This is a genomic window from Paludibacterium sp. (genome assembly GCF_019232825.1).
GTDB lineage: Bacteria > Pseudomonadota > Gammaproteobacteria > Burkholderiales > Chromobacteriaceae > Paludibacterium.
In genome coordinates this window covers 24,844-37,161 of sequence record NZ_JAFAND010000005.1, presented here as the reverse complement: position 1 = coordinate 37,161, position 12,318 = coordinate 24,844, and the positions used below count along the sequence as shown (strand labels likewise).

Below are 12,318 nucleotides of genomic sequence, written 5' to 3'. Positions count from 1 at the left end.
CTGGACGATGCGTCGCTGAATCAGAACCGCGATCTGCCGGTCGAGGTCGATTGGCGCGATTTGCTGAGCAGCGCCATGCGCGACGCTTATGGTTTCGACAAGGCGGCATTGAACCGGATTTTCCCCGGCCGGCCCGGCAAAAACTGGGGCTAACCAGGAGAATCTGACGCTGGAAACGGCAACCAGGGAGCTTGTCGCCACCACCGTCTTTCGCCAGCAGCCCGATGGTGGCTGGAAAATCCCCATCGACAACGCTTTTGGACCGCTGATACTCGGCGACGAATGAGAACCGCGATTTGCCGAAGGCATCCGCCCAGGTCTTGTAGCGTGCATTCGCCGCAGGCAATGCACGTCTTGAGCGGGTCCTAAGGCCGTGCGTTGCTTCGCGAACGCACGCTACCCAATCGCGAAATAAGTTTTGTGAGAGGTTCTTAGATGCAGCAACGGGGATCGACAAGCGATCCCCGTTGCGAGTAGGGTGACGACGCTCCGCCACCGCTCAGGACGTAAAAATCCCCATGATGCCGGAATAAAGACCCAGGCCAATGGTCAAGGCCATCAGCAGTGCCACACCCCCGGCATACACGCCCTTTAGGCGGTAGGGCTCAGGCAGGCGGCGGGCCAGCAGATAGAGAAAACCGAGCACCACCGGCAGCAACAGCGCATTCATCACTTGCACGCCGATGTTCAGCGCCACCATGTTGATGCCGCCGCTGACAATCATGGCCGATACGATCAGCACCGCGGTATAGACGGCGTAGAACCAGGGCGCCTGACGCGGGGAGTGTTCCAGCGTGTGCCGGTAACCGGTGATTTCGCCCAGCGCGCGCGCCGCGGTCAGGGTCACCACGATGGCGGCCACCAACGCCGCGCCCACCATGCCCACGCCAAACATCAGCTGTCCGACCTGCTTGCCTAGATAGGGCGTCAGCGCGCCGGCAATTTCCTGGATGGTATCCAGCGGCGCATGGCTGCCGTTGCGGCCAAGCGTTGCCGCGGTCACCACCAACACCGCCGCCATGATCACCTGTGTGAGCACCGCGCCCATGGCGGTATCCCAACGAGCCGAACGCAAATCGCGCACGCCGAGCTTCTTCTCGACCACCGCCGATTGTTGATAGAACACCATCCAAGGCATGATCACCGCGCCGATATTGGCCGCCACCAGATACAGGTAGCTGGAATCGTGCAACGGCATTTTGGACAGGCCCGCCAGCATGGCCGACGTATCCGGATGCGCATAGTACGCCACCAGGACAAAGACCAATTCAAACGAACCCAGCAAAATCGCGATGCGCTCAACCGAGTTGTAGGAGCCGGTATAGGCCATCACCGAAAGCCCGACCACCGTCGCCGTCAACGTGGCCCAGGCGGGAATTCCGTACATCAGCCCCACCCCGGCGAGTCCGCTCATTTCGGTCAGCAAAGCGCCGACGCACGCCAACAGCAACGTGCCGACCGACACCCACGCCCACACACGGCCAAAATGATGTCTGATCAGATCGCCATGTCCTTTGCCGGTCACGACCCCCAGCCGTACGGTCAGCTCCTGTACGATGAACAAGATCGGAATCAACAGCGCTTGCATCAGCAATAATTGATAGCCCCACTGCGCACCGCTCTGTGCGGCGGTGATCACGCTGCCCGCGTCGGTATCGGCCAGCATCACGACCAGGCCAGGGCCGGCGATGGCTAAAAAACGCAGCAGGCTAGAGGGTTGAGCGAGCGTCGACGTACTCGGTTGATTCATCTCGGCGTCCATTCAGGGGTAGATTCATTAGCAGTAATATATTGCAATTGATATTGATTCGCAATTGCGATCTATCAAAACCTTGATACCCATCAAGCATGTCCCCCTCGCCCGCGCTTCACCCAGCTTGACCGGCAGACGGCTAGCGCCGGATCGAAATGCAATCGTTTTCCTAATGATTAATCACCCAAATCTCTCATATAAACCAGCGCTTACCTCAGCATTACGCCTTGACGCGCCGTCCCAAACCGCGCTGTTTTGACTTCGCCATGGCAGTCCGTTTAGAAATCGATTCCATGCCAGCATCGCGCTGGCGCCTTTAACAAACTGAACGGAGTTTCGCCATGAAAGTGCACCTTGCGTTCGCCGCCGCCCTCTCTTCCATGCTGGTTTCGGCCGCGTATGCCGATCCGCGCCCACTGAAAGCGGTGGGACTCGCCGTCAACGACCTGGCCAATCCGTTCTTCGTCGCCATGAGCAAAACAGCGACCCAAACCGCTCAGCGACTGGGCGGCCCTGGCGTCAAGGTCACCACGGTATCGAGCAACTATGACCTCAACACCCAGGTGGGCCAGGTCGAGAACCTGATCGCCAACAAGGTCGACATCATCCTGATCAATGCCGCCGACCCGAAAGGCATTGCGCCGGTGCTGAGAAAAGCGCGCGCGGCCGGAATCGCGGTGGTGGCGGTCGACGTTGGCGCGGAGGGCGCCGACGCCACGGTGATGTCGGATAACGCCATGGCCGGCCGGGAGGCGTGTCGCTACATTGTGCAAAAGCTCAACGGCAAGGGCGATGTGGTCATCGTCAACGGTCCGCCGGTCTCCGCCACGCTGGCGCGCATCGCGGGTTGCAAGTCGGCGCTCGCCGACGCGCCGGGCATCCGTGTGCTGTCCGACAACCAGAACGGCCGCGGCAGCCGCGACGGCGGCATGGAGGTCATGTCCAACCTGCTGACCGCCTATCCGAAGATCGACGCGGTCTACGCCAACAACGACCCGACCGCCATCGGCGCGGAGCTGGCGATCCGCCAAGCCAAGCGGCGCGACATCAAAATGATCACCTCGGTGGATGGCGCGCCGGACGGTGAAACCGCGCTCAAGAATCCACACAGCATCTTTGCCGCCAGCGCCGCGCAAAACCCGCATCTGATCGCCGAGAAGGCGGTGCGCATCGGCTACGACATCCTCCATGGCAAGCGGCCGGCACAATCGGAAATGCTGATCCCAACCCCGTTGGTCACCAAGGACAACGTATCCCGCCATCGAGGCTGGGGCAGCCGCTAACGCGTTGCGTGGATACCTTGACCGCCCTGCCTGGAGCCCGCATGGGAGAAGTCATTCTGGAAATGATCGGTATCAGCAAGCACTTCGGCGCGACGCGCGCGCTCGACCGGGTCAGCCTCGCCGCGCGCAGCCGCGAAGTACTGGCGCTGATGGGAGAAAATGGCGCGGGCAAAAGCACGCTGATGAAAATACTCTCCGGCATCTACCCGCCCGACGCGGGGGAAATCCGTCTGGCGGGTCAGCGGGTGCGTCTCGACACGCCGGCTGCCGCCCGCCGCGCCGGCATCAATCTGATTTACCAAGAGCTATCGGTCGTCCCCAATCTGAGCGTGGCGGAAAATATCTTTCTGGGCGCCGAGCCTCGAACCCGTTTCGGCGGCGTCGACCATGCACGCATGCGTCACGCGACGCAGCGTCTACTGGATCAGTTGGACGCGCGCTTTGATCCGCACACCCCCGCGCACAAGCTGAGCGTCGCCAACCAGCAGCAAGTCGAGATCGCCCGCGCACTGGCGCAGCAAAGCCGCGTGCTGATCATGGACGAGCCTACCGCCGCGCTGTCCAAGCACGAAAGCGAGCGCCTGTTCGCCATGATCGCCGCGCTGAGAAACCAAGACATCGCCATCATTTACATCAGTCACCGCATGGAGGAAGTGAGCCAGCTTGCCGACCGCATCATCGTGCTGCGCGACGGCGGCCAAGTCGGCCACTTCGCCCGCGGCGACTGTTCGCCGCGCCAACTGGTGCGACTGATGGTCGGACGCCCGCTCGATGACATCTACCCGCCGCCAAGCGACACGGCTCAGGGGCCGGTCAAGCTGGAGGTCCTGAATCTCGGCGGCGGCAAAGTCGCTTCGGCGTCATTCCAGGTCAGAGCCGGCGAGATTCTCGGACTCGCCGGTCTCGTCGGCGCCGGGCGCAGCGAACTCGCGCGGCTGATCTTCGGCGCCGATGCCAAACAGCGCGGCACATTACGCCTCGATGGCGCCCCGATCGACATCCGCTCACCGCGGGACGCCATGCGGCACGGCATCGGCTATGTGCCGGAAGACCGCAAGAGCCAGGGCCTATTCCTGCAACTGACGATGCAGGCCAATACGACCATGAACGTGCTGCGGGAGCACGCGCGCGGCGGCGTGCTCGATCTGCCCGCGCTGCGGACGCTGACGCGCCAAGCGATCGCGCGCCTGGCGATCAAGGCGCCGGATGAGGCGGGCCGCGTCGCAGGGCTGTCGGGCGGCAACCAGCAGAAAGTGCTGCTGGCGCGCTGGCTCGCCATCCGTCCGCGCGTGCTGATCCTGGACGAACCGACGCGCGGCGTCGACATCGGCGCCAAAGCGGAGATCTATCGCCTCATCCACCAGCTCGCGCATCAGGGCGTGGCCATCGTGTGCATTTCCAGCGAGCTGGCGGAAATCGTCGGCATCAGTCATCGCGTGGCGGTGATGCGCGCCGGCCGTATCGCCGGGGAGCTGCGCGGCAAACAGATCAGCCCGGAATCCATCATGATGCTGGCCTCCCCGCGCTTTTCCGCTCACGCCTCGTCTTGATCAAGGAGCTTTGCATGCCCTCCCCGACCCATGGCGTCCATGCGCTCACGCGCCGCTTCGGCATGTTGCCGGTTCTCGTCGCGTTGTATCTGGGGTTTTATTTGCTGACGCTGCCGCTCAGCGAGCACGGCGCCAGCCACTTCCTGACATTGGACAACACGCTCAACATCCTGCGCCAGACCGCGATCAACCTGGTGCTGGCCTCGGGCATGACCTTCGTCATCCTCACCGCCGGCATCGATCTGTCGGTGGGATCGATGCTGGCCGTCTCCGCGGTACTTGGCATGCTGACGTCGCTACCGGCGCACTATCCCGCGCTGGCGCTCCCGGTATTCGTGCTCGCCGGCTTGGCCATGGGTTTGATGAATGGCGCCATGGTGGCCTTCCTCGGCATCAATCCCTTCGTGGCCACGCTCGGCACCATGACCGCGCTGCGTGGCGCGGCCTATCTGCTGGCAGACGGCACCACGGTGCTCAACAACGACATCCCCAGCTTCGAGTGGGTGGGCAACGGCAGCCTGCTCGCCATTCCCTGGCTCGTCTGGCTCGCGGCCGGGGTAGTGCTGGCGTCGTGGTTCATCCTCACACGCACGATACTTGGCCTGCACATCTATGCGGTGGGCGGCAACGCGCAGGCGGCGCGCTTGACCGGCATCCGCGTGGGCCTGGTGCTGTTGTTCGTCTACGCGATCAGCGGTCTGTTCGCCGGGCTCGCCGGCGCCATGTCGGCCAGCCGGCTGTATGGCGCCAACGGCCACTGGGGCACGGGCTACGAACTCGACGCCATCGCCGCCGTCGTGCTCGGCGGCACGAGCCTGGCGGGCGGCATCGGCTCGATCTGGGGCACCGCCATCGGCGCGCTGATCATCGGCGTGATGAACAACGGTTTGACGATTATGGGGGTATCGTCCTTTTGGCAATACGTGGCCAAGGGCATCGTCATCGTCTTGGCCGTCATTCTCGACAAATGGCGCCAACAACATCACGACAGGCATTGACGCAGTCGACGCGCAGGCTATCGGCACAGTTGAAATATTTATCTCGCATACATAGTCTATGCCTAATAGTACGCATATTTCGCCAGCCGCCTAGGAGAGCCCCGTGTCCAATCTGATGTCCCCAGCCGTGCTCATGATGGGTTGTACCCTATTGATCGGCGCAGCTTCCACGCCCGTCCGCGCCGATGACAATGCCTGCATGGGCACGGTGCAAGCGCCGCCCCCCGGCCTGGTCGAGGCTCAAGACCCGGCATTGCTTGCCAAGGCGCTCGGTGCGCCGCAACAAGGCAAGCTCTGCAGCGGCAAGGTGTTCGTGGCAACGCAACCCGGCGCGCGCGTGACCGTCTATCGCGTGTGGGACGCCAGCAAATCCTATACGGCCCTAGGCAGCTGGTGGTCGTTCGACGCGCCGCAAGGGCCGCGCGACGCCTACCGGCGCGCCAACGAAATCTGCCCGGCCTGGAGCGCGCTGAACAAAGCCAGCCGCTGCACGATCAAGCCCGGCACGGAAATCGTCGTCGGTCCCGGCCAGAGCGCGCAATGCGATGCGAGCCTGAGCTACCCGCCCTCGGCGGTGAACCAAGTCTATATCGCCAACGATGCGCAGCATGGACAAGTACAGGTCGACCAATGCGAAGATCTGGGGGAGTGGCCAAGCGCGGCACCCTAACGCTTCTGCCGCACATCCTATGTAGCAAAATTACAAACACAACCGAAAAAGAGTTGAGATCCGAGACCATAGCCTGTACCGTCTAGAGGCGCCCATTCATTTCGCATGCACATTACGCGAGCCGGCGTGTAGTAATACTACGTAGCAACTACCCCGGTTCGCGGAGTCCCACGCATGCTGGCCAGACATCAGGCATTTTTCTACTCGTTGTTCGTGTCGCGCCTGGCGGATCAAATCTTGTTGTTTCTCGTGCCGTTGGTGATCTTCCAAACGACCCGGCAAGTGTCTTGGTCCGGCATGGCCTTTGCAATCGAGGCGCTGCCGCGCTACCTGTGCTTCCCCTTTCTCGGCCTGCTGTGCGACCGCCATGCCCCAACCCGGCTGTTGCACGTCAGCCAATCGTTTCGCGCGCTGACCTGTGTGCTGGGCATTGGCGCGTACACGCTCTGGGGCGGCATCGGCTGGCTCATCGGCCTGTCGGCGCTATGCGGCATGCTGACGAGCCTGGGCGTCGTCACGCGCGAGGTGATGCTGCCGCAGCTATTTGGCGGCCAGCGGTTCGAAAGGGTGTTGTCCTATGCGCAGTTGGCCGACCAGCTCGGCCTCGTGCTGGGGCCGATGCTGGCGGCGCAATGGCTGACGTGGTGGCACTGGCAGGGAATCGTCGTCGGCGCCGCCGGCTTGTTTCTGGCCGCCGACATGGCACTGGCCCATTGGCAACGAACCAGCCGTTTCGTGCCACGCCAGCCGGCCGTCGCGCCGCGCCGCTGGCGTGACGAGCTCGGCGCCGCCTTCGGTCATATTGCCCGGTTGCCGGCCCTGCGTGCCTTGGTCATGCTTGCCGCGGCGGAAAATCTCATCATCGGCGTCACGCTGGCGACGTCCGCAGCGATGGTCAATGGCATTCATGGCCAAACCGCGGCGGTTTATGCCGGCCTCCAGGCCGCCGGCGCCGGCGCCACGGTCGCCGTGCTGCTGGTAACGGCCAGGTGGACCGGCCCGCGCCATCTGCTGGGCTTGACCGGTTTTGCCGCCATACTGCTCGGCGCGCTGGCGACGGCCATGAGTCCAGGCATCGCCGGTTATGCCATCGGCTTTGTGCTGATCGTCGGCTTCGACAAGATGTTCAGCGTCTACATCCGTGGCGCGCGGCAACGGGTCATCCCCGCCGACGACTACGGCAAAACCACCGGCATGATCATTTTTCTCAACAACCTCACCCAGCCATTGGCCGGGCTCGGCGTGGCCCTTTTCGCCCGCCCGCTCGGCACCCGTCCGCTGCTGTTGCTGCTCACGCTCGCCATGGCGCTGCTCGGCGCGCTCGCCGCCCCGAAGGGGTTGGCCAACGAGCGCAGCGGTAAATAACGGGTTCAAAGGGTTCCTGGGTTAAACACCGGCCCGTCACGCGAATGCCCCCCTCCGTCGCCACCGTCACGGTAGCGCGGCGCCGCTCTCTTTCCCACGATCACGGCTTCACATCCTGCCAATTCCCTTCGTCTTCCCGGCAAGCACTCCCTATGACGCACGAATAAAAAGCAAGACAGCGCCATAGTCGTTGCGATATGGACTTTCTACATCTTTATGAATTGAGTCCGTCCCACCTGGCCGTTCCGGCCGCTATCGCATTGAGGAAGACACAGTGACAACTCAACGCTTCGCTGCGCAAGCAAAGCCCCCCCTCGATCTTCAGCTGCAACAGGCCATTGCCGACGGCGAACACGGCGCGATTGCGCTCGTGGTCGCGCGCTACCAGGGGTTTCTCAAATATCAATGCCGGCGATTGGCCGGCGGGGATACCGACGAGGCCGGCGATCTGTTCAGCCTGGTGCTATTCAAACTCATCACCGAGCAACCGGAACAAATGCGCAGCATCCGCCACCTCGGCGGCTGGCTGCGGCGCGTGGCGCAAAACAAATCCATCGACTTGCAACGGACACGCCAGGCCGAGGCGCGTCATAGCCAACAACTCACGCATCTGCAAGAGACCTGCGGCAACAGGCCACGCTCCCCCGAGCAAGAGCTACTCATCGGCGAATTGCGGCAAAAGATCCAATACGCGCTGGAGACGTTACCCCCCAGGCTATTGGCGGTGGCCGAGCTGCGCTTTTTGCACGAGGCCAGCTATGAGGTCATTGCGCAGGAACTCGGCATCACCCAAGTCAACGCCCGCAAGCGCGCGCAAGAGGCGCGCCGCCTGTTGGTGCAACACTTGCGGCCTTATGTGGGCGACAGCGACGGGCTGGGTCTGTCCCCCTTTCCCCTGGCGGCCCTGAACGACGCCGCAGCTGAATGGGACGGAGGCTACGACCATGCATGACATCGACGATCCGGCGGGGCAATCGCAAGCGGGACAATGGACATGGGGCGACTTTCAAATCGCCTGGTTCGGCCAAGCGGTCCCCATGGGCTGGCAAGTGGCCTGCGACCTGCGTCTCGGCGCGGCGGCAGCCCAGCGGCAACTGGATAGCCTATCGCCGCGGCAACGGTTCGAACTATGCGACCACGATCTCATGGCCTGGGGCGAGCTGGATCTGCACGCCAATGAAGCCGGCGATGCGCTCGATCTCGACATCACCTGCCATTACGGAACGGCGGAGGAACGAACGTTATGCCTGTGCGCATGGCAGATTTGCGATCCCTGTAGCGGCATCGCGCCGGTTTCCGGCAGCAAGACGCTTGGCGACGACGGGCTGACCATCGACTGGACCATCGAGGGCGCGGCGCAAGCCGGCCTGGCAGCTCGGCTCGTCCTCCACGCCGCCGACAATGGCCCGGGCGAGACAGTGATGTTGAGCCCGCTTGAGCCGCTATGGCAAGGCGAGTGCCGCGGCGCCGACGGTCACGCGGCCGTCACCCTGCAAATGCGCGTGTCCGCGCAAGGAGAGGCCTGGATCGATGTCCGGCTGCGCCACGCGCGCCAGCCCGGCGAGACGGTCCGGCTCGCGCGCTTTCCGTGCACGCCCGTCACGCCCCCGGACACGGTGCCGACGCCAGGCCAAGGGGTCGTCTTCAGCCGGCCGCGCGAGTTCGCCTCCTTCGCCTACCCGCGCGCCATTCTGCCGCCCACGCCGGGGCAATGGGCGCGCCGCTTCGCGTCCGTCGACAATGACACCGACTTTCAAAACGCCTTGCGCGCGTTGAGCGGGCCGACCCGCCGGCAGGCCATGCAGGCGGAGGCGCTGGACTTCGTCAGCGTCGATTCGAAAAAATACCCAGGCCAGTTTGTCCAGCGCATTGGCAAGCTCAGCGGACCGATGGGCCGGCTGACCGGCTCCGCGACACGGGCATTCCTCGCCCTGCGCCCCCCCGATCTGGCCGCGTTGCAAACCGCCCTGCAAGCGCTATTGGGCCTATCCGCCGCTGACTTTCTCAGCCTGCCGGATTATGCCGCGCAGTTGGCCCAGCTGCAGAACAGCCTGGTCGCCGACCTCATCGCCGCGCCCGAACAGTACGAACATGCGGGCGCGCTGATCCGCGCGCTGCGCGTCTGCCACACGGCGGAGCTCGCCGTGCGCGCGGCGCCACGGCTCGACAGTCCGGCGCACCTGCGCGAACCGCTGCAAACCAGCGTGCTCTTGCCGCCGGCGCTGATGGTGCCGCCGGCCGACAACACGGCCGAGCCGCAAGGCTATGCCCGCCCGCTGGGTTTGGCCGAGGTGCAGGTCATCAAGCAATGCCTGGTCCGCTACCGCTTGGGCGCGATCGCCCATATCGAAAACGTCATGCGCGGCGAATCCAAGGAGCGCAGCGCGGAAACCAGCCGCCGCATCGAACAGCAGGCGTTGGAAACGCATCGCGACAGCGATAGCGCGTCGCGCGCGCGACACGACCATGGCCAGGCGCGCCAGGCGCAAGACAATCAGACCAACCCGCTCAACGCGCTCAAGCGCGAATTCGACAATCTGAAGCAGGCCTACGGCGCCGACGGCCTATCGGTCACGGTGACCGGCGATTGGACCGATACGCCGAGCGGCCCCGCCACCTTGGCGCAAAACGCCGCCGCGCACGCGCGCGACTTGCTCTCGCAGGCAGCGGCGCGCACGGATCATCAGATGGAGACCGCGCGCAAGCGCCGATCGGTCGAGGAGTTTGTCGAACGCACCCGGCGTCGTTTCGATAACGAGACCGGCGCGGCGAATTTGGTCGGCATCTATCGCTGGGTGGACGAGATTCATGCCGCCACCTTGGAGCCGCGCGGCAGCCGGCTGATCGTGGAAATCGTCCTGGCCGATCCGGCGCGGGATTACGTCCGCCGCAACAATACGCTGCACGGCTGCGACGCGCGCGCGCCGATTCCGCCATGGCAAGGCGGCGATGGCATTGCGCCGGTTCAATCCGCCCTGGACATCAACCGCAACAATTATGCCGCCCTCGCCGCCCGCTACAACGCGCCGATCGTCGCGCCGCCGCCATTGACACTGAGCATGTCCGCCTCGCTGACCAGCACGCCGCCCAGCCCGCAGGCGGAACTCGCCATTGCGCCCGGATACACGGTCAACGGCGGCACCATCGGTTACGGCTGGACGGATCAGGCCGGCGGCACGGCCGCGTTGGACATCCTGATCGGCGGGACGGTCATCAAGATCGATCCCGCAGCTGACGCCAATCCCGGCACAAAGCCCTTGCCCGCGCTGCCTCCCGGCACCACCGGCGTGCCCGCCGCGGTCGTCGCCGCCGGGTTGGAATACGTGGTCAACATTACCCTCACCGGCGTTTGCAGCGACGATTCGACGCTCTATCGGCAATGGCAGCACACGGCATACAACGGCATCATCTCGGCCTATCGCGCCCAACGCGATGCTTACCTGGAGATCATGAGCGCGTTGGCGGAAGGGCTATCGCGCGCGCCGTCTGAACGACAGCGCGAAACGTTGCTGGCCGCGCTGCAGCAAGCGGCGATTGCCTGCCTCGCCGAACAATGCATGGCGCAGCTGCCTCCCATATCGCCCGCCTGGCGCCAGGACGCCGCGCTGTTGGCGCTCGCGCCGCTGTTGAGCGAGGCGCTGGCCTGGGACGAGGCCACTTACAACTTTTACGCCCGCTTCTTCGGCAGCGACGACACCGAACGTCCCGACACTCTGACGCTGCGCCAGACGCTATGCGACGCCCCGGGCATGACGGCGTTTCTGGAGGCGGGCTGCGCCCGGCTCTTGGTGCCGGTCAAGCCGCCCCACACCCTGCCCTGGTTGTTTTACCTCGCAAGCCAGGGGCAATTCTGGCGCGGCGCGCCGGAGGACTGCCCGGTCAGCGAAGACGATGGCTGGCTCGTCAACGCCATCAAGTCGGCACAGCATGAGTCCGCCACGCCGCGTCCCGTGGAAAGCTGGGAGGTGGAAATCGCCACGCCCATGCTGATCCTGCAAGCCGGCGACAGTCTGCCCGACCCGGAGACGCCGCGATGATCGCCGGCCACACGATGCTGCCGGTGGGCGCCATCCTGCCCTACGCCGCGCCGGTCAACGCCACCGACGGTTCGCCGCAGCAAGGCTATCCGGACGCGGCGTCTCGCGCCTACGACCTGCACCTCAGCCGGCAAGGCTGGCTGGTGTGCGACGGCCGCGCGCTGGCCGTGGCGCGCTACCCGGAATTATTCCGCGTCATCGGCCACATTTACGGCCAAGCCGGCGCCGGCTTCTTTCTGCTGCCGGACTACCGCGGGCGGGGACTGCGCGGCGTCAATTACGGCGCCGAGGGGCCAGACCAACGGCTGCGCGATCCGGACGCCACGCAGCGGCTGCCGTCGGGCGATGGCGGCTGGCAGGGCAATCAGGTCGGCACCGTGCAAGACGACGCGCTGCAAGCGCATGAACATCTCTACAAGATGGCCATCCCCGGCGGTTTAGCCGCCGAAGGAAGCCCGGTCTTCGGCCGCTATCAAACGCCCGATCCGCAAACCAATGGCTTGGTGGCCCCCACCAGCGGCTTCACGCCGCCGATCAGCGCCCGTCAGGCGGCGGAGACGCGGGTCAAAAATGTTTATGTAAATTTCATAATAAAGTATACAAAAAATGACGTTATCGCCAAATGCTGGCCACTTCCGCGGTGGCCTGAATAAAGGTGTTCA

9 protein-coding genes are annotated in these 12,318 nt (G+C 64.3%); 8 read left to right on the top strand and 1 reads right to left on the bottom strand.

Annotated elements, in window-relative coordinates:
* Window positions 1-499: 499 nt before the first annotated feature.
* Entirely contained in the window at window positions 500-1,750 is a 1,251-nt protein-coding gene (locus JOZ06_RS00490; protein ID WP_293227637.1) for an NRAMP family divalent metal transporter, read from the bottom strand.
* 344 nt (window positions 1,751-2,094) lie between these two features.
* Here JOZ06_RS00490 and JOZ06_RS00485 point away from each other — a divergent pair, with 344 nt between their 5' ends.
* From JOZ06_RS00485 to JOZ06_RS00450, 8 genes are all read left to right on the top strand, one after another.
* Window positions 2,095-3,036 carry an ABC transporter substrate-binding protein gene (locus JOZ06_RS00485; protein ID WP_293227636.1) on the top strand — a complete coding sequence of 314 codons (942 nt, stop codon included), beginning with the start codon at window positions 2,095-2,097 and terminating at the stop codon, window positions 3,034-3,036.
* 41 nt (window positions 3,037-3,077) lie between these two features.
* Window positions 3,078-4,586: a sugar ABC transporter ATP-binding protein gene (locus JOZ06_RS00480; RefSeq protein ID WP_293227634.1), complete on the top strand. Its 1,509-nt coding sequence runs from the start codon at window positions 3,078-3,080 to the stop codon at window positions 4,584-4,586.
* A 14-nt stretch (window positions 4,587-4,600) separates the two neighbouring features.
* The gene (locus JOZ06_RS00475; RefSeq protein WP_293227633.1) at window positions 4,601-5,584 is read left to right on the top strand and encodes a ribose ABC transporter permease; all 984 of its coding nucleotides are present in this window, start codon (window positions 4,601-4,603) and stop codon (window positions 5,582-5,584) included.
* A 103-nt stretch (window positions 5,585-5,687) separates the two neighbouring features.
* Window positions 5,688-6,254 (top strand): hypothetical protein, encoded by a 567-nt coding sequence (locus JOZ06_RS00470; protein WP_293227631.1) that lies wholly within the window; start codon window positions 5,688-5,690, stop codon window positions 6,252-6,254.
* Window positions 6,255-6,428: 174 nt separating this feature from the next.
* A complete protein-coding gene (locus tag JOZ06_RS00465) occupies window positions 6,429-7,619 on the top strand; it encodes an MFS transporter (RefSeq protein ID WP_293227630.1) in 1,191 nt (396 codons plus the stop codon).
* A 274-nt stretch (window positions 7,620-7,893) separates the two neighbouring features.
* A complete protein-coding gene (locus JOZ06_RS00460) occupies window positions 7,894-8,571 on the top strand; it encodes a sigma-70 family RNA polymerase sigma factor (RefSeq protein WP_293227629.1) in 678 nt (225 codons plus the stop codon).
* Window positions 8,564-11,656, top strand: a complete 3,093-nt coding sequence (locus tag JOZ06_RS00455) for a hypothetical protein (protein ID WP_293227628.1) — start codon at window positions 8,564-8,566, stop codon at window positions 11,654-11,656. The genes JOZ06_RS00460 and JOZ06_RS00455 overlap by 8 nt, the downstream gene beginning before the upstream one ends.
* Complete coding sequence (locus JOZ06_RS00450) at window positions 11,653-12,309, top strand: phage tail protein (RefSeq protein ID WP_293227626.1); 657 nt, start codon at window positions 11,653-11,655, stop codon at window positions 12,307-12,309. Before JOZ06_RS00455 ends, JOZ06_RS00450 begins: the two co-directional genes overlap by 4 nt.
* Window positions 12,310-12,318 lie beyond the last annotated feature (9 nt).